Origin of the sequence: Streptomyces sp. VRA16 Mangrove soil (genome assembly GCF_017377775.1) — a bacterium.
Classification (GTDB): domain Bacteria; phylum Actinomycetota; class Actinomycetes; order Streptomycetales; family Streptomycetaceae; genus Streptomyces.
Map to the genome: position 1 here is coordinate 1 of NZ_JAFVLN010000007.1, position 23,360 is coordinate 23,360.

A 23,360-nucleotide genomic window follows, 5' to 3' on the forward strand; every position below is an offset into this window, starting at 1 on the left:
GGGGCGGGGAGGGAGGGGGGAGGGGGAGGGGCCCCCTCCCCGAGCGGACCGGAAGTGCCCAGGGCGCCGTGCCCTACGCTGGACGGGTGACGACCCCGGAGACCGACGACGTGGCAGGGCAGCCGGAGGAGCAGCCTCGGGAGCGGCTCAAGGACCGCCTGAAGCAGCGCCTTGAGCAGGCTGAGGAGCGGCCCGAGGAGCGCCTTGAGCGGGCTGTGCGCGCTGCCGAGCAGGCGCTGATCGAGTTCGAGATCGCCGTGGAGACCTTCCGGGTCGAGGTGGAGAACTTCTCGCGGCTGCATCACCAGAAGCTCGGCCCGATGTACACCCGGCTCGATGAGCTGGAGGCGTTGATCGCCGAGGCGACGGCGGAGCGCAGCGGGGATCCGGAGGACCGGCGGCGGGCCGAGGAGGCGCGGGCGCGGGTGTTGCCGATGCCGGGTGTCGAGGAGCTGTTCCACGGGTGGATGGACGGGGACGGGTTGTTCCCGGAGGCCGTGGCGATGCTGACCGATCAGCCGGTGCGGCCGCCGCAGCGGGTGCGGCCCAGCGAGGAGGCCCGCAAGCTCTACCGCGAGCTGGCCCGTAAGGCGCATCCGGATCTGGCGCAGGACGACAGGGAGCGGGAGCGGCGCGACGAGTTCATCGCGCGGGTCAACGCGGCGTACGGGCGTGGTGACGAGGCTCTGTTGCGTGAGCTGGCGGAGGAGTGGGCCGCGGGTCCGGTGCCGGCGGAGCGGGCGCCTTCGCCGAGCGAGGAGCTGTATGCGCGGCTGGAGTGGCTGGCGCAGCGCAAGGAGCTGTTGACGGTCGTGGCGCGGGATCTGGAGGAGAGCGCGATCGGCTCGATGCTGCGGATGGCGCCCGATGATCCGGACAAGCTGCTGGAGGAGATCGCGGAGCAGTTGCTCGCGCAGGTCGCCGAGCGGGAGTCCGAGCTGGAGCGGATCACCGCGGGGTGATCATGGCGGGCCGACCGTCTTGAGGGTGGGGCGTGTGTCCGTGGGTGGTCGGGTAGCGTCGGGGGCATGGTTTTCGGTTCTGGTGTGCCCACGGTCGGTGTCGATGAGCTCAAGGAAGGTGACTTCCTGCTCGATGTCCGTGAGGACGACGAGTGGCAGGCGGGTCACGCCGAGGGTGCGTTGCACATTCCGATGAGTGAATTCGTGTCCCGGTTCGGTGAGTTCACCGAGGCGGTGCCGCAGGACGCCCAGGTGAAGGTGGTCTGCCGGGTCGGCGGGCGGTCGGCTCAGGTGACGGCTTATCTGGTGCAGCAGGGCGTCGACGCGGTGAATGTGGCGGGTGGCATGCAGGCGTGGGAGTCGGCCGGCCGCCCTGTCGTGGATGACAAGGGGCAGCCGGGCGCGGTTGTCTGACCTGCTGATTTCTCAGCCCAGGGGGTGGGCGGCCAGGAGGTCGCCCAGGGTTTCCTCGTGGGCGGCTGCCGGGCCGAGCGAGAGTTCGAGGTGCTTGGCCCAGGCGTGGTAGCGGTGCAGTGGGTAGTCGGTGTCGGCGCCGAAGCCGCCGTGCAGGTGCTGTGCGGTCTGCACGATGCGTCGTACGCCGTCGGAGGCCCAGGTCTTCGCGACCGCGATGTCCGCGCCGGCGGGGAGTGCGCCGCCCGCTCCGCTGCTGATGCGCCAGGCGGCCTGCCACAGGGTGGCTTCCATGGCGCGCAGGTCGATGTAGCGGTCGGCGGCCTGGACGGCGACGGCCTGGAACGTGGCGATGGGGTGCCCGAACTGTTCGCGTTTGCTCGCGTAGTCGCTGGTCATCTTGAGGACGCCGGTGCCGAGGCCGAGTGCGAGGGCGCAGGTGCCGGTGGCGAGCAAGTCGTGGAGTGAGGACCAGGCGGCCGGGTTCTCGATGAGGTGGCGGTCGTCGAGGTGTACGCCGTCGAGGCGGAGTTCGGCCAGGCGTTCGCCGGTGGTGGAGATCTGCTCGGTGAGGGTGAGGCCGGGCAGGCGGGGCTCTTCGGTGGCGGGTCCGGGGAGGATCGCGAGGACGGCGGTGCCGTCGCCGGTGTGGGCGGGGACGAGGATGTGGTCGGCTCCCCAGGCCCAGGGCACGGCTGTCTGTACGCCGTCGAGGATCCAGCCGGTGGTGGTCGTGGTGGTTGTGGTGGGCGTGGTGGGCGTGGTGGTCTCGCGGTGTGCGGTGACGGCGAGTTCGGCCGGGTCGTGTCCGGTGCGGCCGGCTGTCGCGACGGTCAGGGTGAGTCGGCCGTCGGCGGCGCGGGGGAGGATCTCCTGTCGGAGTTCGTCGCCGCCGTACGTGTCCACGGTCGCCGCCGCCGCGCTGTGTTCGAGGAGCGGGATGCGGGCGAGGACCTTGGCGGATTCGCGCAGGACGAGGCAGAGGGCGATGGCGTCGAGTCCGGCGCCGCCGTGCTCGGGGGTGATGAGCAGGCTGAGCAGGTCGGCGTCGGCGGCTTTGGTCCACAGGGTGCGGTCGAGGTCGGCGGCGACGGCGCCGGAGGTGAGGGCGGGGCTGGGCACGCTGTCGGGGGCGACCGGTGCGAACACCGCCTGTGCTGCCTCGAGTGCCGCCTGTTGCTCCTCGGAGAAGGTGAAGTCCACCGGCTGTCCTCCCGTTCCTGCTGAGCTCGTGCCCGGGGGTGGGTCCGTGGCCGTGCGGCGGTGTGGACCCACCGGGATCTGACGGAGCGTCAAGATAGAACAGGTTCTACGAGGAGGGAAGGGAACGGCCGCGCCGGTGCGCGCGGTGTCCGCTCAGCGGTCGAAGTCCAACTCCACTTTCTCCGTGGTCGGATGGGACTGGCAGGCCAGGACGTATCCGGCTTCGGTCTCCTCGGGTTCGAGTGCGAAGTTGCGGTCCATGCGGACCGAACCCGAGACGAGGAAGGCGCGGCACGTGCCGCAGACGCCGCCCTTGCAGGCGTAGGGCGCGTCGGTTCTGTTGCGCAGCACGGTCTCCAGGAGGGACTCGGCGCCCTGTACCGGCCAGGTGCCGGAGCGGCCGTCGAGCTGTGCGGTCACCGTGCTGTGCGCGGGAGCCGAGGCCGCGGCGGTGCGGTCCGGTGCGGGTCCTTCATCCACGTGGAAGATCTCCTCGTGGATGCGCTCGCGCCGGACGCCGAGTCCGCGCAGCGCCCGCTCGGCGCTCTGCACCAGGCCGTAGGGCCCGCACAGGAACCAGCCCGCCATCCGCTCCACCGGCAGCAGCGCGGGCAGCAGTGCCGTCAGCCGCTCCTGGTCGAGCCGTCCCGATGCCAGGCCGGCCTGCTGCTCTTCCCGGGACAGGACGGTGACCAGCTGGAACCGGTCCGGGTAGCGGTCTTTGAGGTCGGCGACCTCTTCGAGGAACATCGTCGAGGCGGTGGTGCGGTCGCTGCGTATCAGGCAGAAACGGGCCCGGGGCTGCTGTTGCAGGACTGTCGTCGCGATGGAGAGCACCGGGGTGATGCCGCTGCCGCCGACCACGGCCGCGTAGTGCCCGGGGGCCGCGTCGGGGGTGATGTCGAGCGTGAACCGTCCGGCTGGTGTCATCACCTCCAGCTCGTCGCCCACCGCTATCTCCTTGTGGGCGTACGTGGAGAAGGCGCCGCCGTCGACCAGGCGCACTCCGACCCGCAGGGTGTGCGGGGCGGCGCCGTCGGCGGGGGCGGCGGAGCAGATCGAGTACGTGCGGCGGACCTCTGTGCCGTCCACGGTGCGGCGCAGGGCGAGGTGCTGGCCCGGTGCGTGGCGGTAGGCGTCGCGCAGGTCGGGCGGGACGGTGAAGGTGAGGGCGACGGAGTCGTCGGTGAGCCGGTCGACCGCCGTGACGGGGAGCCGGTGGAAGCGGGCGCGGGCAGCTGCTGCCATCACAACTCCTTGAAGTGGTCGAAGGGTTCACGGCAGGCGAGGCAGCGGCGCAGTGCCTTGCAGGCGGTGGAGGAGAACCGGCTGAGCAGCTCGGTGTCGGTCGAGCCGCAGTGCGGGCAGGCGATGGCCTCGTGCGCGGGGTCGGTGGCCGGGGCTGCGGTGGGGTGCGTGGTGTGCCGGGTCGGGCCGAGGGCGACGGTGACCGGGCCGGCCGGGGTGCGGGTGGTGCGCGGCGGCGCGATCCCGAACTCCTTCAGTTTGCGGCGGCCTTCGGGGCTGATGTCGTCCGTCGACCAGGCCGGTGCGAGCACGGGGCGGACGGTGACGTCGGGGATGCCGTGCTCGTGCAGGACCCGCTCGATGTCGGCCGACATGCTCTCGATGGCGGGGCAGCCGGTGTAGGTGGGGCTGAGCTCGACCTCGACGCGGCCCGGCCCGAGGGTGTGCACGGCGCGCAGGACACCGAGCTCCTCCAGGGTGAGCACCGGCAGTTCGGGGTCGGGCACCGCGCCGGCGAGGCGCCGCAGCTCGGCCTCCAGGGGCGTCTCTTCGAGGGGGGTCACCATGTCGCCCCCGGGTGGCTGCGGTGCAGGTGCTGCATCTCGGCGAGCATCCGCCCGAACGGTTCGGTGTGCAGGCCCTGGCGGCCCGCTCCCGCGCTCCAGGCGCCGCTGTGCGGGCCGTCGGGGACGGTGAGGGTCGCTTCCTGGAGGACGGCGGTGATCGTCGCGGTCCAACGGGTGTGCAGGTCCTGCCCGTTGACGTCGAGGCCGGGGAGCGGCTGGAACATCTCGCCGGTGAAGCGCCACAGGGCGTCGACGGCGCGCTGCATCCGCGCGTGGCTCTCCTGTGTGCCGTCGCCGAGGCGCAGGGTCCACTGCCGGGCGTGGTCCTGGTGGTAGGCCACCTCCTTGACCGCTTTGCCGGCCAGTGGGGCGAACGTGCTGTCCCCGGCGGCCAGTTGGCCGTACAGGAGGTGCTGGTAGGTGGAGAAGTACAGCTGGCGGGCGATGGTGTGGGCGAAGTCGCCGTTGGGCTGCTCGACCAGCTGGAGGTTGCGGAAGGCGCGCTCCTCGCGCAGATACGCCAGTTCGTCCTCGTCGCCGACTGTGCTGAGCAGGACGCGGGCCTGGCCGAGCAGGTCGAGCGCGATGTTCGCGAGGGCGACCTCCTCCTCCAGGACCGGGGCGTGGCCCGCCCACTCCCCCAGCCGGTGCGAGAGCACCAGGGCGTCGTCGCCGAGGGCCAGGGCGGCGTCGGTCGTTTTCGTGTGCTGGGCGTGCTGCGTGTGCTGCGCGGGCTGCGTCACAGGTGCTTCACCCCTTCCGGGATCTCGTAGAACGTCGGGTGCCGGTAGGGCTTGTCGGCGGCCGGTTCGAAGAACGGGTCCTTCTCGTCGGGCGAGGAGGCGGTGATCGCCGCGGACGGTACGACCCACAGGGAGACGCCTTCGCCGCGGCGTGTGTACAGGTCCCGTGCGTTGCGCAGGGCCAGCTCGGCGTCCGGTGCGTGCAGGCTGCCGGCGTGGGTGTGGGCGAGGCCGCGCCGGGAGCGTACGAAGACCTCCCAAAGGGGCCACTCCGTGGTGCCCGAGGAGCTGCTCGGGGTCTCGCTCATGCCGCCCTGCCTTCGTGAAGAGGTCCTGCGGAGGGGCCTGTGGAGGGTTCTGCGCTGGGTCCTGTGGAGGGGCCTGCGTGCTTGGCCGCGTGGGCCGCCGCGGCCTCGCGGACCCAGGCGCCCTCGTCGTGGGCGCGCCTGCGCTGGGTGATCCGCTGTTCGTTGCACGGGCCGTTGCCCTTGAGGATCTCCTTGAACTCCGCCCAGTCGATCGGGCCGAAGTCGTGGTGTCCCCGCTCCTCGTTCCACCGCAGGTCCGGGTCGGGGAGGGTGAGTCCGAGGGAGGCGGCCTGGGGGACGCAGATGTCGACGAAGCGCTGCCTCAGCTCGTCGTTCGAGTGGCGCTTGATCTTCCAGGCCATGGACTGGGCGGAGTGCGCCGACTCGTCGTCGGGCGGGCCGAACATCATCAGGGACGGCCACCACCAGCGGTCCACCGCGTCCTGCGCCATCGCGTGCTGGGCCTGGGTGCCGCGGCTGAGGGCGAGCAGCAGCTCGTACCCCTGGCGCTGGTGGAAGGACTCCTCCTTGCAGATGCGGACCATCGCGCGGGCGTAGGGGCCGTAGGAGCAGCGGCACAGCGGGACCTGGTTGGTGATCGCCGCGCCGTCCACGAGCCAGCCGATCGCGCCGACGTCGGCCCAGGTCAGCGTCGGGTAGTTGAAGATCGAGGAGTATTTCTGGCGGCCGCTGTGCAGCTTGTCGAGGAGCTCGTCGCGGCTGGTGCCGAGGGTTTCGGCGGCGCTGTACAGATACAGTCCGTGCCCCGCCTCGTCCTGCACCTTCGCCATCAGGATCGCCTTGCGGCGCAGGGAGGGTGCGCGGGTGATCCAGTTGGCCTCCGGCTGCATGCCGATGATCTCGGAGTGCGCGTGCTGTGCGATCTGGCGCACGAGCGTGGCGCGGTAGGCGTCGGGCATCCAGTCGCGGGGCTCGATGCGCTCTTCCGCGGCCACGGCCGTGTCGAACGCGGACTGGAGCGTGCCCGTCGCGTCCGTCCCGTCCACTGCTGTCGCCATTCCAGGTCCCCCTCGACCTCGATCGACCTTCGGCTGTCCGATCCGCCGACCGGGCCCTCACCGCTCCCGACCGATCGTTCGGTTCGTCGGATTCAATGGTGGGACCCGGCGCCGTAAGGTGTCAACCCTGAACGACCCGGCCTGTGGATAACCTCGGCCGCCTGTGCTTCGGAGCCGCTCCCCAGTACCGTGCCGGTGCGCCGCACCTGTGCGTCGACGGCGCGGAATCGGTTCGGCGGCGGACGGGCCGGGCGCGACGGCACCGGGACCGGAAAAACGGGGAGCACTGATGAACACGGAAGCAGGCGCCGCGGGCGAGGCCGACCGGCCCGCCCCGCAGGCGCCGCCCGCGGCGCCCGGCGCCGCGTACGAGCCCGCCCCGCAGGCGCCGCCCGAGCGCCGCGGCCTCGCGGCGCTCTCCCCGCGCTACCAGGTGGCCGCCGCGCTGGCCCTCGCCGGTGTCGCCCTTGTCGCGTGCGTCCACGTCCTGATGGTGTTCCTGCACGTCGCTCCGGCGAACACGCTGACCAAGGAGCACGGGGACGTCGTCGACGAGTGGATCTACCCCGAGTTCGAGCAGAACTGGAAGCTGTTCGCACCCAACCCGCTGCAGCAGAACATCGCCGTGCAGGTCCGCGCCGAGCTGCGCGGCTCCGACGGTGCGCAGCGCACGACCGGCTGGTACGACCTGTCCGCGCAGGACGGCGCCGCGATCAAGAGCAATCTGCTGCCCAGCCACACCCAGCAGAACGAACTGCGCCGCGCCTGGGACGTCTACAGCGCCACGCACGACACCGAGAACCGGCCGACCGGGCTGCGCGGCACGCTGTCCGAGCAGTACCTGCGGCGCATTCTCGTGATGCGGCTCGACCGGCTCGGTGTGGCCGGCAAGGGGGACGTGATCGAGCGCGTCCAGGTCCGTTCCGAGTCGACGACCATCGCGCCCCCGAAGTGGAGTGACGAGAAGGTGAACCAGAAGCCGTTCTACCGGCAGCTGCCCTGGTGGGCGGTGAGTTCGAGCGACGCGCCGCTCGACAGCGGTACGCACGTGCGCGCGCTGGACGGCCGGACGGGCGGTGCCCGATGAACGCCCCGCACACCCCCGCACCGCACACCCCCGCACCGCACACGCCCGCCCCGCACACCCCCGTGACGCCCGCTGCCGGCGTCGGTCAGCGGATCGGCACCGCGCTGGGTGCCGGGGTCCAGCGGGCCACCGCGTCCGCGCTCGGCCCCTACCAGACCGCCGTGGTCCGTATCGGGTTCTCGGCGACCTGGCTGCTGTTCCTTCTGCGTGAGTTCCCGCACCGCCAGGAGCTGTACGGTCCCGACGGCCCGTGGAGCTGGAACCTGGCGCAGCAACTGATCTCCGACAACGGCGCGTTCACCGCGCTGATGTGGTCGGACGGCCAGGGCTGGTTCGAGTGCGTCTATGCCGTCGCGGTGCTCTCCGCCCTGCTGCTGATGCTGGGCTGGCGCACCCGCACCATGTCGGTCCTGTTCATGATCGGCGTGCTGTCGCTGCAGAACCGTAGCGTGTTCATGGGGGACGGCGGCGACAACGTCATCCACCTCATGTCGATCTACCTGGTCTTCACCCGGTGCGGGCAGGTGTGGTCGCTGGACGCGCGCCGGGCGGCACGCGCGCGTGAAGGGCTGCCCGGTGAGGACCGGGCCGGGCCCGTGCTGTGGTGGGTGGTCGGGCTCGCGCTGTCGGCGCTCACGTTCACGGGGAAGGCGAGCGTCGGCTGGCTGCTCCTCTTCTGGGGGCTGTGGGCCGTCCAGGGTGTGTGGTGGTACGTCAACCGCCGTGACCCGTACGGCGATCCGCGGCTGCTGTGCGACGTCGTCGCCAACCTCGCGCACAACGCCGCCCTGCTGATCGTCATGGTCGAGGCGTGCCTGATCTACGCGACGGCCGGCTGGTACAAGATCCAGGGCAGCCGCTGGCAGGACGGCACCGCCGTCTATTACCCGCTCCACCTGGACTACTTCTCGCCGTGGCCCGCCCTGGGCGAGCTGCTCACCACGTTCGGCCCGATGGTGATGCTCGTGACCTACGGGACGGTCGTCGTCCAGGTCGCCTTCCCGTTCACCGTCTTCAACCGGCGGGTGAAGAACGTCCTGCTGGTGTTCATGATGATCGAGCACACGTTCATCGCGGTCATGCTGGGCCTGCCGTTCTTCTCGCTCGCGATGATCGCCGCCGACGCGGTGTTCCTGCCGACGCCGTTCCTGCGGTTCGTCGGCGACCGGGTGGCCCGCGCGGCCGGCCGCGTCCTCCCCGCCCGCACGGGCGGCGTCCCGGTGCTGCCGGGCCAGCGCCCCGCCACGGAGGGCGTGGAGTCTTCGGCGGCGCGCACGTAAGGGGGCAGCACCTTGCGCGCCGGTGCGGTGGGCGGACGTCGACGTCGAGCCGGGCCGGCCCCACCCACGGATTAGGCTTCCTGCCATGAGCGGCACAAGCACGGTGGGTGGCAGGGGCAGCGGGGAGCAGGAGGGGCCCGAGGAGGCCGTGCGGGTCTGGCGGCTCGGGGTCGACTCCTCCGTGGTGCTCGACGGGTTCCATGCCCTCAAGCACGCCCTGCGCTTCGGTGCGACCGTTCCGGTGGCGCTCGCCGTGGACAAGGCGGCCGCACTGGCCCTGGCCGGCGAGCTGGCGCCCGATGTCGCCGACGAGCTGGCCGCGCGGCTCGTCGAGGTGCCGGGCGACGTACTGCGTGCGCTCGTGCCGCGGCTGCACCCCACCGGGGTCGCCGCGCTCGCCGCGCGGCCCGCGCGCGCCGACAACCTGGCCGCCCTCGGGCGCGCGGGACGCACCACCCCGGTCGTCGTCCTCGACGAGCCGCGCAACCTCGGCAACGCGGGCGCGGTGATCCGCCTGGCCGCCGGGTACGGGGCCGCCGGCGTCGTCACCACGGGCAGCCTCGACCCCTGGCACCCCACCGTCGTACGGGGCGGGGCCGGGCTGCACTTCGCGACCGCCGTGGAACGCCTTGCCGTCGACGCGCTGCCCGACGGGCCGCTGTACGCGCTCGACCCCGAGGGCGACGACATCCGGGGCCTGAAGCTGCCGGACGACGCACTGCTCGCCTTCGGGTCCGAGCGCAGTGGCCTGTCCGCCGAACTGCGCGCGCGTGCCGACCACTTGGTGTCTCTGCCGATGCGGCCCCAGGTCTCCAGCTACAACCTGGCCACCAGCGTCGGCATGACTCTGTTCCACTGGAGCACGCACAGCACATACGCGCCCCAGTAGGTGTCAGGCGGTCTCGCGGCGGACTTCCACCACCCGGAAGCGGTTGGCCACGAACGCGCCGTCGCACAGCGCCGCGTTCGCCGCCGGGTTGCCGCCCGAGCCGTGGAAGTCGGAGAACGCCGCCGTCTGGTTCACGTACACCCCGCCCGTCAGGTTGAGCGAGAGCTGGGCGCACTCCTCCAGGCAGACCTCCTCGACCTCCGCGGCCACCTCCTCGGAGGTGGTGTACGCGCCGACCGTCATGGCGCCCTTCTCGCGCACGGTGCGCCGCAGCAGCTCCAGCGCCTCCCGCGTGGAGTCGACGGCGACCGCGAAGGAGACCGGGCCGAAGCACTCGCTCATGTAGGCGGCCTCGGTGTCCGCCCCCTCCCAGTACTTCTGTGCGCCGTCGAGCTTCACGATCACCGGGGTGCGGACCACGGCGTCGGGGAACTCCGGATTGCTGATCTCCCGTGACGGCAGGGCGACGTCACCGAGCCCGGCGGCCGCCTCCAGGCGCGCCTTCACGTCGGGATTGACGAGGGCGCCGAGCAGCGCGTTCGCCCGCGCGTCGTCGCCGAGCAGGCCGCCGACCGCCTTGGCGAGGTCCGCGACCACCTCCTCGTACGACTTGGGGCCCGCGTCGGTGGTGATGCCCTCGCGCGGCACCAGCAGGTTCTGCGGGGTCGTGCACATCTGGCCGCTGTACAGGGACAGCGAGAAGGCCAGGTTCGACAGCATGCCCTTGTAGTTGTCCGTGGAGTCGACGACGACCGTGTTGACGCCCGCCTTCTCCGTGTAGACCTGCGCCTGGCGGGCGTGGGTCTCCAGCCAGTCGCCGAACGCCGTCGATCCCGTGTAGTCGATGATCCGGATCTCGGGGCGGACGGCCAGGGTCTTCGCGATGCCCTCGCCGGGCCGCTCGGCCGCGAGCGCCACCAGGTTCGGGTCGAAGCCCGCCTCGGCGAGCACATCGCGGGCCACCCGCACGGTGAGTGCGAGCGGCAGCACCGCGCGCGGGTGCGGCTTCACCAGGACCGGGTTGCCGGTCGCCAGGGAGGCGAACAGGCCCGGGTACCCGTTCCACGTCGGGAACGTGTTGCAGCCGATCAGCAGGGAGATGCCGCGACCGACCGGGGTGAACTCCTTGGTGAGCTCCAGCGGTTCGCGCTTGCCCTGCGGCTTGGACCAGGCGGCCGTGCCGGGGGTGCGCACCTGCTCCGCGTACGCGTACGCCACCGCCTCCAGGCCGCGGTCCTGCGCGTGCGGGCCGCCCGCCTGGAACGCCATCATGAACGCCTGGCCGCTGGTGTGCATGACCGCGTGTGCGAACTCGTGCGTACGGGCGCTGATGCGGGCCAGGATCTCCAGGCAGACCGCGGCGCGCAGCTCCGGGCCGGCCTCGCGCCACGCGCGCATGCCCGCGCGCATGGCGGGCAGCAGCACGTCCGCGTCCACGTGCGGGTACGTGACGCCCAACTCGATCCCGTAGGGCGAGACTTCACCGCCTACGAAGTCGTCCGTGCCGGGCTGGTCCAGGTCGATGCGGGTGCCGAGCAGTGCGTCGAAGGCGGCCTTGCCGTCCGCCGTGCTCAGGCTGCTGCTTCCCTCGGTGTCCCCGTACGCCTTGGGGTGCTCGGGGTGCGGGGACCAGTACGCGCGGGTGCGGATCGCCTCCAGCGCCTGGTCGAGGGTGGGCCGGTGCTGGGCGATCAGGTCGTGCGCGGTGGATACGGCGGCCATGCGGACCAACTCCTCCTCGGCGGCGGCTCCTCGTCGAGCCGGCGAGCTGGGCGGGACTGAGCGGGCTGGGCGGGTGAGCACAGCAAGAGTTAGAGTAACCGAACGATCGGTCGGGACAAGGGGCCGGGGAGAAGCTGTGGAAAACCTGCCCATCGAGCCCCGAAGGGCCGCGGTCGGCCGGGGTACGGAAGGATCGCGGCCATGACTGCACATGACCGCCTCGTGGGCGTCGTCGGCACCGGGACCATGGGCCAGGGCATCGCACAGGTCGCGCTCGTCGCGGGCCATCCCGTCCGGCTGTACGACGCGGCGCCGGGCCGGGCGCGCCAGGCCGCGGACGCGATCGCCGCGCGGCTCGCCCGGCTCGTCGAGAAGGGGCGGATGAGCGCGCAGGAGCGCGAGTCCGCCGTCGCGCGCCTGGAGCCCGCGCAGAGCCTCCACGAGCTCGCCCCCGCCGCGCTCGTCGTCGAGGCCGTCCTGGAGCGTCTGGACGCCAAGCAGGAGCTGCTGCGCGAGCTGGAGGACATCGTTGCCGACGACTGTCTGCTCGCCACCAACACCTCGTCCCTGTCCGTGACGGCGATCGGCGGCGCGCTGCGCGTGCCGGGACGTTTCGTCGGACTGCACTTCTTCAACCCGGCGCCGCTGATGCCCCTGGTCGAGGTCGTCTCCGGGTACGCCACCGACGTCACGGCGGCCACGCGCGCGTACGAGACCGCGCGTGCCTGGGGCAAGACCCCCGTGGCCTGCGCCGACACCCCTGGTTTCCTGGTCAACCGGATCGCGCGGCCCTTCTACGCGGAGGCGTTCGCCGTGTACGAGGAGCAGGGCGCCGACCCGGCCACCGTCGACGCCGTGCTGCGCGAGAGCGGCGGCTTCAAGATGGGCGCCTTCGAGCTGACCGACCTCATCGGGCAGGACGTGAACGAGGCGGTCACCCGCTCCGTGTGGGAGGGCTTCTTCCAGGACGTGAAGTTCCGGCCGTCCCTGGCACAGCGCCGGCTCGTCGAGGCCGGGCGCCTCGGCCGCAAGTCCGGGCAGGGCTGGTACGCGTACGGGGAGGGCGAGGAGCGTCCCGAGCCGCACACCGCGGCCCCGGCCGAGCCGCCCGCGCGCGTGACCGTCGAGGGCGACCTGGACAACGCCTCGGAGCTGATCGCGATGATGCGCGAGGCGGGCATCGCGGTCGACCAGGAGGACGAGGACAAGGGAACCCGCATCGTGCTGCCCAGCGGCGGCCAGCTGGTGCAGGCGGACGGGCAGACGTCCATCGAGTTCCGGGACGTCGTCTACTTCGACCTGGCGCTCGACTACCGGTCGGCGACCCGTATCGCCCTGGCGGCCTGCCAGGACGGCAACCCGCGCACTCTCGGCGAGGCCGTGGGCCTCTTCCAGGCGCTCGGCAAGAAGGTCAGCGTCATCGGTGACGTGCCCGGCATGATCGTCGCCCGGACGGTGGCCCGGATCATCGACCTGGCGCACGACGCCCTCACGCGCGGGGTGGCCACCGAGGAGGACATCGACACCGCGATGCGGCTCGGCGTCAACTACCCGCTGGGGCCCTTCGAATGGAGCCGCAAACTCGGCAGGAACTGGGCCTGCGGCCTGCTGGAGGAGCTGCACGACCGGGACCCCTCCGGGCGCTGCGCGCCGTCCTTCGCGCTCCTGAGGCACTCGTACGACCCCAAGAAGTGGGAGGGCTCCGCATGACCACCGCCCGGCGTGACACCTACACCCCGGAATCCCTGCTCGCGGTCGCCGTGACCGTCTTCAACGAGCGTGGCTACGACGGCACGTCCATGGAGCACCTCTCCAAGGCGGCCGGTATCTCCAAGTCGTCGATCTACCACCATGTGACGGGCAAGGAGGAGCTGCTGCGGCGTGCGGTGAGCCGGGCGCTCGACGGGCTCTTCGGGATCCTCGACGAGCGGCCCGCGCGCGTGGGACGCGCGGTGGAGCGCCTGGAGTACGTCACCCGGCGGATGGTCGAGGTGCTCACCGCCGAACTGCCCTACGTGACGCTGCTGTTGCGGGTGCGCGGCAACACCGGCACCGAGCGCTGGGCCATGGAGCGGCGCAGAGAGTTCGACCACCAGGTCGCCGAGCTGCTCAAGGCGGCCGCCGCCGACGGCGACGTACGGGGCGACATAGAGGTGCGCCTCGCGACCCGGCTCGTCTTCGGCATGATCAACTCGATCGTGGAGTGGTTCCGGCCCGAGGGCGGCGAGCTGGAGAGCGCTGAAGTGGCCGACGCCGTCGTGGAGTTGGTGTTCGGCGGGCTGCGCGGCGCGGACCGCTGAGGGGCCGCCCTACGCGTCCGGGGACCCCGCGTCCAGGGTCTCCTCCTCGAAGACCAGCAGGGTGCGCGTGCTGAGCACCTCGGGGATGGCCTGCAGCTTGGTGAGGACCAGCTCGCGCAGTGCCCGGTTGTCCCGGGTGTGGACCAGGATCAGGACGTCGAAGTCGCCGCTGACCAGCGCGATGTGCGCGGCCTCCGGCATCCGGCGCAGCTGGTCGCGGACCGTCCGCCAGGAGTTCTGGACGATCTTGAGCGTGATGTAGGCGGAAGCGCCCTGGCCCGCCCGTTCATGGTCGACGCGGGCGCCGAAGCCGCGGATCACGCCGTCGTCGATGAGGCGGTTGATCCGTGCGTAGGCGTTCGCCCGTGACACATGGACGCGCTCGGCTACGGAGCGTATCGAGGCGCGCCCGTCCTTCTGGAGCATCTGGAGGATGTCGCGGTCGATGGCGTCCAGCGGGCGGGCCGCGGGGTCCTGGGCGCCGGAATCCTCGGCGGCGCGGCCTCCGGAGCCTTCGGCCATTTGTTCAGATGCCATGTGCCCCCGCCTCCTTACCATGGACGTACTGCGTTCATCTCAGGCTGTGGAGAACCGATTGTCCACAGCCTGGAGGGGCCTGTAGCCAAAATGTGCCGACGACCGAACAATCGGTAGGTGAGGCGGGTCACATCCGACACGCCCTCTGAGCCGCTCCCACGAGGAGGTGTCGTCATGACGGTCATGGAGCAGCGGGACACCCGCGCCGCACCGGTTCCCCCGCCCGCCTGGCAGCCCCGCACGGACCCCGCGCCGCTGCTGCCGGACACGGAGCCGTACCGGGTCCTGGGCACCGCAGCGGCCGCCCAGGCCGACCCCGCACTGCTGCGCCGGCTGTACGCCGAGGTGGTGCGCGGCCGCCGGTACAACGCGCAGGCGACGGCGCTGACCCGGCAGGGACGCCTCGCCGTGTACCCGTCGACGACCGGCCAGGAGGCCGGCGAGGTCGCCGCCGCCCTCGTCCTCCAGGAGCGCGACTGGCTCTTTCCCAGCTACCGCGACACCCTCGCGGCCGTCGCCCGTGGCCTGGACCCCGTCCAGGCGCTGACGCTGCTGCGCGGCGACTGGCACACCGGGTACGACCCGCGCGAGCACCGCATCGCCCCGCTGAGCACCCCGCTCGCGACCCAGCTCCCGCACGCCGTGGGCCTCGCCCACGCCGCCCGCCTCAAGGGCGACGACGTGGTGGCGCTCGCCATGGTGGGCGACGGCGGCACCAGTGAGGGCGACTTCCACGAGGCGATGAACTTCGCCGCAGTGTGGCAGGCCCCGGTCGTCTTCCTCGTCCAGAACAACGGTTTCGCCATTTCCGTGCCGCTGTCGAAGCAGACCGCGGCGCCTTCCCTGGCCCACAAGGCCGTCGGGTACGGGATGCCGGGCCGCCTGGTCGACGGCAACGACGCGGTGGCGATGCACGAGGTGTTGAGCGAGGCCGTGACCCGCGCGCGCGAAGGGCACGGCCCGACGCTGGTCGAGGCCGTCACGTACCGCATGGACGCGCACACCAACGCCGACGACGCGACCCGCTACCGCAGCGACGCCGAGGTCGAGACGTGGCGGGCGCACGACCCGATCCTGCTCCTGGAGCGGGAGCTGACCACGCGCGGGCTGCTCGACGAGGACGGCATACAGGCCGTGCGCGACGAAGCCGAGACGATGGCGGCCGGGCTGCGCGCACGCATGAACCAGGACCCGGAGCTCGACCCCATGGACCTGTTCGGCGACGTGTACGCCGAGCCGACACCGCAACTGCGCGAGCAGGCCGCCCAGTTGCGGGCCGAGCTGGCGGCCGAGGCCGAAGGGGGACAGGCATGAGCACGGTCGCGGAGCCGCGCGCGGCCAAGCCCGCCACCATGGCGCAGGCCCTCGGCCGGGCACTGCGGGACGCCATGGCGCAGGACCCCACGGTGCACGTCATGGGTGAGGACGTGGGCACCCTGGGCGGCGTCTTCCGGATCACCGACGGCCTCGCCAAGGAGTTCGGCGACGACCGCTGCACCGACACCCCGCTCGCCGAGGCGGGCATCCTCGGCACCGCCGTGGGCATGGCGATGTACGGGCTGCGGCCGGTCGTGGAGATGCAGTTCGACGCGTTCGCCTACCCGGCCTTCGAGCAGCTGATCTCGCACGTGGCCCGGATGCGCAACCGCACGCGCGGCGCCATGCCGCTGCCCATCACCGTGCGCGTGCCCTACGGCGGCGGCATCGGCGGCGTCGAGCACCACAGCGACTCATCCGAGGCGTACTACATGGCGACGCCGGGCCTGACCGTCGTCACCCCGGCCACGGTCGCCGACGCCTACGGGCTGCTGCGGCAGTCGATCGCCTCGGACGACCCGGTGGTGTTCCTGGAGCCCAAGCGCCTGTACTGGGCCAAGGATTCCTGGAACCCCGAGCAGCCGGCGGACGTTGAACCGATAGGCAAGGCAGTGGTCCGCCGCCCCGGGACCGGTGCCACGCTGATCACGTACGGTCCGTCCGTGCCCGTCTGCCTGGAGGCGGCGGAGGCGGCCCGCACGGAGGGCTGGGACCTCGAAGTGATCGATCTGCGCTCCTTGGTGCCGTTCGACGACGAGACGGTCGCCGCCTCCGTGCGCCGCACCGGGCGCGCGGTCGTGGTGCACGAGTCGGGCGGCTTCGGCGGGCCCGGAGGGGAGATCGCGGCGCGTGTCAGCGAGCGCTGCTTCCACTACCTTCAGGCACCGGTGCTGAGGGTCGCCGGGTTCGACATCCCGTATCCGCCGCCGATGCTGGAGCGTCACCATCTGCCCGGTGTGGACCGGGTGCTGGACGCAGTGGCGCGGCTGCAGTGGGACCAGTGAACATGGGACCAGTGACAGGGCCGGTCAAGGATCCGGTGAGGGACGGTGGGCCGATGGCGCAGGTGCTGGAGTTCAAGCTGCCCGACCTCGGGGAGGGACTCACCGAGGCGACAATAGTGAGCTGGTTGGTGCAGGTCGGCGACGTGGTCGCCGTGGACCAGCCGGTCGTCGAGGTGGAGACCGCCAAGGCGATGGTCGAGGTGCCGTGTCCCTACGGGGGCGTGGTCACCGCACGCTTCGGCGACGAGGGGACCGAACTGCCCGTGGGCGCCGCGCTGTTGACGGTCGCCGTCGGAGCCTCCGACGGCGCGCCGGTCAGGACAGGTGCCGCCGGTGCCGGTGCCGGTGCCGGTGCCGAATCCGGTTCCGCGGCGGCGGGGGACGTGGTCGCCGCCAAGGGCGGCAAGGCCGAAGGGTCGGGGAACGTCCTGGTGGGGTACGGGACCAGCGCGGCCCCCGCACGCCGCAGGCGGGTGCGGCCCACGGTGTCGAACGGGGTGCCCGAGCGCAGGGAACCCCCGCGCGTGGTGCCCGCCCCGGGACCGATCCCCGTGATCTCGCCGCTCGTGCGCCGGCTGGCGCGTGAGAATGGCCTCGATCTGCGCGCGGTGAAGGGATCGGGGCCCGAAGGGCTCATCCTGCGCTCGGACGTGGAGCGGGCTGTGGCGGATCGCCCCGCGACCGCCGCCACCGCGTCCTCCACCGTCGTGGACGTCATGCCCTCCGCGTCGGCCGATGCCATGCCGATGCCCTCCGAGGAGCCGACACCGACAGCCGCCGCATCCGCTCCCGCGTCCGCCCCCGCCGCACCCCAGGGTCACCGCACCCCGCTGCGCGGCATCCGCGGCGCCATCGCCGACAAGCTGTCGCGCAGCCGTACCGAGATACCCGACGCCACCTGCTGGGTGGACGCCGACGCCACGGAACTGCTGCGCGCGCGTGCGGTGATGAACGCGGCGACCGGCCCGTCCGCGGGCCCGAAGATCTCCGTGCTGGCGCTGCTCGCGCGGATCTGCACGGCGGCCCTCGCCCGCTTCCCGGAGCTGAACGCGACGGTGGACATGGAGCGCCGCGAGATCGTCCGCCTCGACGCGGTGCACCTCGGGTTCGCCGCGCAGACCGAGCGCGGCCTCGTCGTCCCCGTCGTGCGGGACGCCCACGCGCGCGGCGCCGAGTCGCTGAGCGCCGAGTTCGCGCGGCTCACCGACAAGGCACGGGCCGGGACGCTGACGCCCGGGGAACTCACCGGCGGCACCTTCACGTTGAACAACTACGGGGTGTTCGGGGTCGACGGCTCCACGCCGATCATCAACCACCCCGAGGCTGCCATGCTCGGGGTCGGCCGGATCGCGCCCAAGCCGTGGGTGCACGAAGGGGAGTTGGCGGTCCGTCAGGTCGTCCAGCTCTCCCTGACCTTCGACCACCGGGTGTGCGACGGGGGCACTGCGGGCGGCTTCCTGCGGTACGTGGCGGACTGCGTGGAACAGCCGGCGGTGTTGCTGCGCACGCTGTGACGGCCGGTGCGGCCCCCGCTGACCGGGGCCGCGCCGCCGAGTCGGTGTCCCCGGGGTGGCAATGATCGATTCTGCGCCCATACTCGGGGGATGACCGAAGCAGCCGCGCCCGGCCGCCGCACCGTGCCCGTGTACGACGCCGTCGTGCTCGCGGGAGGCGCCGCGCGACGGCTCGGCGGCGCGGACAAGCCCGGGGTGCGGGTCGGCGGCCGCGCGCTGCTCGACCGGGTCCTCGCCGCGTGCGCCGGGGCCCGCGCCACGGTCGTCGTGGCGGAACCGCGGCCCACCGCGCGCCCCGTCGGCTGGGCCCGCGAGGAACCGCCCGGCGGCGGCCCGCTCGCTGCGCTGGGCGCGGGAATCCAGAGCCTGGGCCCGGACAAGGGACAGCAGCCTCAGGACGATCGGCGGAACGCTCCGGATCCGATGGACGACCGGCGGAACGCCCCGGATCGGACGGATGATCGGCGGAACGCCGCGGATCCGATGGATGATCGGCGGAACGCTCCGGATCCGACGGGCGATCGGCAGAACGCGCAGGCGGAGACTGTGATCGTGCTCTCCGCCGATCTGCCGTTCCTGCGGGAGCGCACCGTGCGGCTGCTGCTCGACGCCCTCGACGGACCCGGCGCTCCGGACGCCCGAGGGGCTGAAGGGGCCGAAGGGGTCGAAGGCGTAGAAGGCGTCGAGGGGGCGCTGCTCACCGACCGGGACGGCCGGGACCAACCACTCGTGGCCGCCTACCGGGTGGCGGCGTTGCGCCGGACGCTCGACGCCCTCGCACAGGAGCACGGGGCGCTCACGGGGCTGCCGTTGCGGCTGCTCACCCGGGAGTTGCGCCTCGCCCGCGTCGCGGATCCCGTCGACGGGTCGGCGTCCTTCGACTGCGACACCTGGGACGACATCGCCGTCGCCCGATCACGTATCAGGGAGCATGGTCACGTGTTGGATGAATGGATCTCCGCAGCCAAGGACGAACTGGGTATCGACCTGGACGTCGACACCGGCGTTCTCCTCGATCTCGCCCGCGACGCCGCACACGGGGTCGCGCGCCCCGCGGCGCCGCTGACGACGTTCCTCGTCGGCTACGCGGCCGCGCAGGCGGGCGGCGGCCCCGAAGCCGTGGCCGCGGCGGCCGCCAAAGCCGCGGCGCTCGCCAACCGGTGGGCCGAGGAAGCCGCCGCGTCGGACGCCGCACCCGGCGACGCGGGATGAGCGGCCCGCAGGCGCGGGCGGCGCACGCCGGACCGCCGGCCGCCGACCCGCTGGACGGCGACGTCGACGAGGCGCTCGCGCTGGCCAACGAGAACCGGGGACCGTCCCGCCCGGACACCCCGGCCCCTGACCCCGCCGCCCCGGCCACCGACGCCGCCCGGCAGGAACGGGACCGGCAGCCGGCACCCCCCGGCGCCCGCTCGGCCCCGGACACCGCACAGACCGCACAGACCCCACACACCCCACAGACCCTGCACGGCAGCCACGGCAGCCACGGCGGTCAAGGCGTGCACGGCAGCCGCGGCGGTCAAGAAGTGCACGGCGGTCACGGCGGTCACGGGCACCGCGAGGGAACGCCCTGGCCCGCCGCCCGCGACCGGGCCGCCCTGGCGGGCCGCGAGGCCGCCGAGCACCGGGTCCGCAGCGCCCGGCCCCCACAGCCGACGCCGCGGCGGGCCCCGGACGCGCCGGGCGACGCGCGCCCAGGAGCGGCGGAACCTGACCCCCGTACGGCAGCGGCAGCGGCCGCGACGGCCGGTACCGCCTCCGACGCCCTGCCTCCCGTCCCGGTGGGCGAGGACCAACTCCCGCTCCCCGGGCTCCCGTTCGAGGCACCCGAACCCAAACCCGCACCCGCACCCGCACCCGCACCCACCCCGCCCCCGTCGCCCCAGGAGGCCGAGCCCCCGGCCGAACCGGCGCCCGTCCCCCGCGGAGCCGTCCGCGTCCCCCTGGACCAGGCGCTCGGCCTCGTGCTGGCCGCTCCGCTGACCGCCCTCACCGATCTGCCGTCCTTCGACACGTCGGCGATGGACGGCTGGGTCGTGGCGGGGCCGGGTCCCTGGGTCGTACGGGACCAGGGGATCCTCGCCGGGCACGAGCTGCCGGAGCCGTTGGCCGACGGCGAGGCGGCGACGATCGCGACCGGTGCCCGCATCCCGCAGGACACCACCGCCGTCATCCGCTCCGAGCACGGACACCTCGACGCACAGGGCCGGCTGCACCCGCTGCACGACGTCGCGCACGGGCAGGACATCCGCCCGCGCGGCCAGGAGTGCCGCAGCGGCGAACCGCTGCTGCCCGCCGGAGCGGTCGTCACTCCGGCCGTCCTCGGGCTCGCGGCCGCCGCCGGCTACGACGACCTGGCCGTCGTCCCCCGGCCCCGGGTCGAAGTCCTCGTCCTGGGCGACGAGTTGCTGACCTCGGGGCGGCCCCACGACGGTCTGATCCGGGACGCGCTCGGCCCGATGCTGCCGCACTGGCTGCGGGCGCTCGGCGTCGAGGTCACCGCGGTGCGCCGGCTCGGCGACGACGCGAAGGCGGTGCTGCGGGCCGTACGGAAGTCCACGGCCGACCTCGTCGTGACGACCGGCGGCACCGCGTCCGGGCCCGTCGACCACGTCCACCCGACCCTGAAGGCCCTCGACGCCGACCTTCTCGTGGACGGGGTCGCGGTCCGCCCCGGCCATCCGATGCTGCTGGCCCGCCTCAAGGAGGGGCAGCACCTCGTCGGGCTTCCCGGCAATCCGCTGGCCGCCGTCTCCGGACTGCTCACGCTCGCCGAACCGCTGCTGCGCGCACTGTCCGGGCGGGCCCGCCCGCACGACGAGCCGTACGGGGCGCCGCTCCACACCTCCGTGCAGGGGCACCCGCGTGACACCCGGCTCGTCCCCGTCGTGCTCCGGCAGGACGAGGGCAGCGGGCACGAGTGGGCGGTACCGCTGCACTACAACGGCCCGGCCATGCTGCGCGGGGTCGCCGCCGCCGACGCGCTCGCGGTGATCCCGCCGGGCGGGGCCAAGGAGGGGCAGGACGTCGAGATCCTCGACCTGCCGTGGTCCTGGGGCACGCGATGACCGTCCGGGCCCGTCCCCAACCGTGCGCGAACGAAGGGTGTTTCACGTGAAACTGGCCGGCCATGACGCCATGGCGCGCCAAGCGGACGAGCGCACCGCGACCTACCGGGTGAAACTGCCGCGGCGGATCGTCGAGCGTCCGCTGCGCCAGGTCGCCCGCCGTGTCCTGATGGCGCTGACCGTCCTGGTGACGACCGCGCTGATCGTGTGGTCCGACCGCGACGGCTACAACGACACCTCCGACGGCAAGGTCGACTTCCTCGACTCCTTCTACTACGCGACCGTCACCCTCTCCACCACGGGCTACGGCGACATCGTCCCGGTCAGCGACCTCGCCCGGCTCGTCAACATCTTCGTCATCACGCCGCTGCGTGTGCTGTTCCTGATCATCTTGGTCGGCACCACGCTCGAAGTCCTCACCGAACGGACCCGGGAGGAATGGCGTCTGAACCGCTGGAGGTCCACCTTGCGTGACCACGTCGTCGTCGTCGGCTTCGGTACGAAGGGCCGCAGCGCCGTGGAGACGCTCTGCGCCGCCGGTCTGAAGCCGGAGCAGGTCGTGGTCGTCGACCCCAGCCCCAAGGTCATCGACGCGGCCACCGCCTCCGGGTACGCGGGCGTCATGGGCGACGCCACTCGCAGCAGCGTCCTGCTGCGGGCCGAGGTGCAGAAGGCCCGGAAGATCATCATCGCCACCCAGCGCGACGACACGGCGGTGCTCGTGACGCTCACGGCGCGACAGCTCAACCGCGGCGCGAAGATCGTCGCCTGTGTGCGCGAGGAGGAGAACGCGCCGCTGGTGCGCCAGTCCGGCGCCGACGCCGTCATCACCAGCGCCAGCGCGGCGGGCCGGCTGCTGGGCCTGTCGGTGCACAGCCCGCACGCGGGCGCGGTGATCGACGATCTGATCCAGCAGGGCAGCGGCCTCGACCTGATCGAGCGGCCGGTGGTCAAACCCGAGGTCGGACTGAAGCCGCGGGACGTGGAGGACCTGGTCGTCAGCGTCGTACGGGGCCATCGCGTCCTCGGCTACGACGACGAGGCCATCGGCACCCTCCAGCCGGCGGACCGCCTCATCACCATCACGCGGGTCTCGCCGCAGTCCAGGACCGTGCGGGGCTGACGGCCCGCGCACCCGCGTCCGGAACCTCGTCCCGCAACCGCACGGGAGTAGCCTCGCGGCCATGTATGCGATCACGATTCCGGAACCCGGTGGACCCGAGGCGCTCGTCTGGGCGGAGGTCCCCGACCCCGTGCCCGGCGAGGGGGAGGTCCTCGTCGAGGTGGTCTCCAGCGCGGTCAACCGCGCCGATCTGCTCCAGCGCCAGGGCTTCTACAGCCCGCCGCCCGGCTCGTCCCCGTACCCCGGTCTGGAGTGCGCGGGGCGGATCGCCGCGCTCGGGCCGGGCGTCTCCGGCTGGTCGGTCGGCGACGAGGTGTGCGCGCTGCTCGTCGGCGGCGGTTACGCCGAGAAGGTCGCCGTCCCGGCCGGGCAGCTGCTGCCCGTGCCGAAGGGCGTCGACCTCGCCACGGCCGCCGCGCTGCCCGAGGTGACCTGCACCGTCTGGTCGAACGTCTTCATGATCGCCCACCTGCGTCCGGGCGAGACCTTCCTGGTGCACGGCGGCTCCAGCGGCATCGGCACGATGGCGGTCCAGCTGGCGAAGGCGGTCGGCGCCAAGGTCGCGGTGACGGCGGGGACCAAGGAGAAGCTGGACTTCTGCGCCGAGCTGGGCGCGGACATCCTCGTGAACTACCGCGAGCAGGACTTCGTCGAGGAGATCAGGAACGCCACGGACGGCGCCGGGGCGGACGTCATCCTCGACAACATGGGCGCCAAGTACCTGAACCGCAACGTCGACGCCCTGGCCACCAACGGCCGTCTCGCGATCATCGGCATGCAGGGCGGTGTGAAGGGCGAGCTGAACATCGGCACGCTGCTCGGCAAGCGCGGCGCCATCACGGCGACCACGCTGCGGGCCCGCCCGCTGGCGGAGAAGGCGGCGGTCGTGGCGGCGGTGCGCGAGCACGTGTGGCCGCTGGTCGAGGGCGGCCATGTGCGGCCGGTCGTGGACCGTACGCTGCCGATGAGCGACGCGGCGCAGGGCCACCGGGTCCTGGAGGAGTCGGGCCACATCGGCAAGGTGCTGCTGACCTGCGCGTAGGGCCTGTGCAGGGG

Annotated in this window: 22 protein-coding genes; 14 read left to right on the forward strand and 8 right to left on the reverse strand. The window is 72.6% G+C overall.

The annotated features are described in order from the left end of the window. Nucleotides 1-86 precede the first annotated feature (86 nt). Together J3486_RS19960 and J3486_RS19965 are read left to right on the forward strand one after the other, a co-directional pair. On the forward strand, nucleotides 87-962 hold the full coding sequence (locus tag J3486_RS19960; protein WP_207822019.1) for a hypothetical protein: 876 nt from the start codon (nucleotides 87-89) through the stop codon (nucleotides 960-962). 66 nt (nucleotides 963-1,028) lie between these two features. After that, on the forward strand, nucleotides 1,029-1,376 hold the full coding sequence (locus J3486_RS19965; protein WP_207822021.1) for a rhodanese-like domain-containing protein: 348 nt from the start codon (nucleotides 1,029-1,031) through the stop codon (nucleotides 1,374-1,376). A 12-nt stretch (nucleotides 1,377-1,388) separates the two neighbouring features. On the opposite strand, the gene J3486_RS19970 is transcribed toward J3486_RS19965, so the two are convergent. The 6 genes from J3486_RS19970 to paaA form a co-directional block, all read right to left on the reverse strand. Beyond that, nucleotides 1,389-2,579 carry an acyl-CoA dehydrogenase family protein gene (locus J3486_RS19970; protein WP_207822023.1) on the reverse strand — a complete coding sequence of 397 codons (1,191 nt, stop codon included), beginning with the start codon at nucleotides 2,577-2,579 and terminating at the stop codon, nucleotides 1,389-1,391. 153 nt (nucleotides 2,580-2,732) lie between these two features. Beyond that, nucleotides 2,733-3,827 carry a 1,2-phenylacetyl-CoA epoxidase subunit PaaE gene (gene paaE / locus J3486_RS19975; protein ID WP_207822026.1) on the reverse strand — a complete coding sequence of 365 codons (1,095 nt, stop codon included), beginning with the start codon at nucleotides 3,825-3,827 and terminating at the stop codon, nucleotides 2,733-2,735. Then, nucleotides 3,827-4,393: a 1,2-phenylacetyl-CoA epoxidase subunit PaaD gene (gene paaD, locus J3486_RS19980; RefSeq protein WP_207822029.1), complete on the reverse strand. Its 567-nt coding sequence runs from the start codon at nucleotides 4,391-4,393 to the stop codon at nucleotides 3,827-3,829. The genes paaE and paaD overlap by 1 nt, the downstream gene beginning before the upstream one ends. Then, a complete protein-coding gene (gene paaC / locus J3486_RS19985) occupies nucleotides 4,387-5,136 on the reverse strand; it encodes a 1,2-phenylacetyl-CoA epoxidase subunit PaaC (protein ID WP_207822031.1) in 750 nt (249 codons plus the stop codon). The genes paaD and paaC overlap by 7 nt, the downstream gene beginning before the upstream one ends. Further along, the gene (paaB, locus tag J3486_RS19990; RefSeq protein ID WP_207822033.1) at nucleotides 5,133-5,444 is read right to left on the reverse strand and encodes a 1,2-phenylacetyl-CoA epoxidase subunit PaaB; all 312 of its coding nucleotides are present in this window, start codon (nucleotides 5,442-5,444) and stop codon (nucleotides 5,133-5,135) included. The genes paaC and paaB overlap by 4 nt, the downstream gene beginning before the upstream one ends. Continuing rightward, a complete protein-coding gene (gene paaA, locus J3486_RS19995) occupies nucleotides 5,441-6,463 on the reverse strand; it encodes a 1,2-phenylacetyl-CoA epoxidase subunit PaaA (protein WP_207822035.1) in 1,023 nt (340 codons plus the stop codon). The genes paaB and paaA overlap by 4 nt, the downstream gene beginning before the upstream one ends. A 289-nt stretch (nucleotides 6,464-6,752) precedes the next feature. Between paaA and J3486_RS20000 the strand changes: the two genes are divergently transcribed. The 3 genes from J3486_RS20000 to J3486_RS20010 all read left to right on the forward strand — a co-directional run bounded on the left by J3486_RS20000 (nucleotide 6,753) and on the right by J3486_RS20010 (nucleotide 9,719). Continuing rightward, complete coding sequence (locus J3486_RS20000) at nucleotides 6,753-7,550, forward strand: DUF5819 family protein (protein ID WP_207822036.1); 798 nt, start codon at nucleotides 6,753-6,755, stop codon at nucleotides 7,548-7,550. Next, nucleotides 7,547-8,830 (forward strand): HTTM domain-containing protein, encoded by a 1,284-nt coding sequence (locus J3486_RS20005; RefSeq protein WP_229378317.1) that lies wholly within the window; start codon nucleotides 7,547-7,549, stop codon nucleotides 8,828-8,830. Before J3486_RS20000 ends, J3486_RS20005 begins: the two co-directional genes overlap by 4 nt. An 85-nt stretch (nucleotides 8,831-8,915) precedes the next feature. After that, on the forward strand, nucleotides 8,916-9,719 hold the full coding sequence (locus tag J3486_RS20010) for an RNA methyltransferase (protein WP_207822038.1): 804 nt from the start codon (nucleotides 8,916-8,918) through the stop codon (nucleotides 9,717-9,719). Between the two features lie 3 nt (nucleotides 9,720-9,722). Here the strand turns inward: J3486_RS20010 and paaN are convergent, their stop codons facing one another. Then, complete coding sequence (paaN, locus tag J3486_RS20015) at nucleotides 9,723-11,441, reverse strand: phenylacetic acid degradation protein PaaN (protein ID WP_207822040.1); 1,719 nt, start codon at nucleotides 11,439-11,441, stop codon at nucleotides 9,723-9,725. Nucleotides 11,442-11,642: 201 nt separating this feature from the next. On the opposite strand from paaN, the gene J3486_RS20020 reads away from it, so the two are divergent. Beyond that, on the forward strand, nucleotides 11,643-13,151 hold the full coding sequence (locus J3486_RS20020) for a 3-hydroxyacyl-CoA dehydrogenase (RefSeq protein WP_207822042.1): 1,509 nt from the start codon (nucleotides 11,643-11,645) through the stop codon (nucleotides 13,149-13,151). After that, nucleotides 13,148-13,741 carry a TetR/AcrR family transcriptional regulator gene (locus tag J3486_RS20025; RefSeq protein ID WP_207822044.1) on the forward strand — a complete coding sequence of 198 codons (594 nt, stop codon included), beginning with the start codon at nucleotides 13,148-13,150 and terminating at the stop codon, nucleotides 13,739-13,741. The genes J3486_RS20020 and J3486_RS20025 overlap by 4 nt, the downstream gene beginning before the upstream one ends. A 9-nt stretch (nucleotides 13,742-13,750) precedes the next feature. Here the strand turns inward: J3486_RS20025 and J3486_RS20030 are convergent, their stop codons facing one another. After that, entirely contained in the window at nucleotides 13,751-14,278 is a 528-nt protein-coding gene (locus tag J3486_RS20030; RefSeq protein WP_374194749.1) for an Lrp/AsnC family transcriptional regulator, read from the reverse strand. Between the two features lie 174 nt (nucleotides 14,279-14,452). Here J3486_RS20030 and pdhA point away from each other — a divergent pair, with 174 nt between their 5' ends. The 7 genes from pdhA to J3486_RS20065 all read left to right on the forward strand — a co-directional run bounded on the left by pdhA (nucleotide 14,453) and on the right by J3486_RS20065 (nucleotide 23,346). Continuing rightward, nucleotides 14,453-15,592, forward strand: coding sequence for a pyruvate dehydrogenase (acetyl-transferring) E1 component subunit alpha (gene pdhA / locus J3486_RS20035; protein WP_207822046.1), 1,140 nt, complete (start codon nucleotides 14,453-14,455; stop codon nucleotides 15,590-15,592). Then, nucleotides 15,589-16,599 carry an alpha-ketoacid dehydrogenase subunit beta gene (locus J3486_RS20040; RefSeq protein ID WP_207822049.1) on the forward strand — a complete coding sequence of 337 codons (1,011 nt, stop codon included), beginning with the start codon at nucleotides 15,589-15,591 and terminating at the stop codon, nucleotides 16,597-16,599. Before pdhA ends, J3486_RS20040 begins: the two co-directional genes overlap by 4 nt. 53 nt (nucleotides 16,600-16,652) lie before the next feature. Next, nucleotides 16,653-18,113, forward strand: coding sequence for a dihydrolipoamide acetyltransferase family protein (locus tag J3486_RS20045; RefSeq protein ID WP_207822050.1), 1,461 nt, complete (start codon nucleotides 16,653-16,655; stop codon nucleotides 18,111-18,113). Between the two features lie 90 nt (nucleotides 18,114-18,203). Beyond that, on the forward strand, nucleotides 18,204-19,325 hold the full coding sequence (locus J3486_RS20050; RefSeq protein WP_207822053.1) for a DUF6457 domain-containing protein: 1,122 nt from the start codon (nucleotides 18,204-18,206) through the stop codon (nucleotides 19,323-19,325). 251 nt (nucleotides 19,326-19,576) lie between these two features. Further along, nucleotides 19,577-21,181 carry a molybdopterin molybdotransferase MoeA gene (locus J3486_RS20055; protein WP_374194754.1) on the forward strand — a complete coding sequence of 535 codons (1,605 nt, stop codon included), beginning with the start codon at nucleotides 19,577-19,579 and terminating at the stop codon, nucleotides 21,179-21,181. 46 nt (nucleotides 21,182-21,227) lie between these two features. Beyond that, a complete protein-coding gene (locus tag J3486_RS20060; protein ID WP_207822056.1) occupies nucleotides 21,228-22,304 on the forward strand; it encodes a TrkA family potassium uptake protein in 1,077 nt (358 codons plus the stop codon). A 61-nt stretch (nucleotides 22,305-22,365) separates the two neighbouring features. Next, the gene (locus tag J3486_RS20065; RefSeq protein WP_207822059.1) at nucleotides 22,366-23,346 is read left to right on the forward strand and encodes an NAD(P)H-quinone oxidoreductase; all 981 of its coding nucleotides are present in this window, start codon (nucleotides 22,366-22,368) and stop codon (nucleotides 23,344-23,346) included. Nucleotides 23,347-23,360 lie beyond the last annotated feature (14 nt).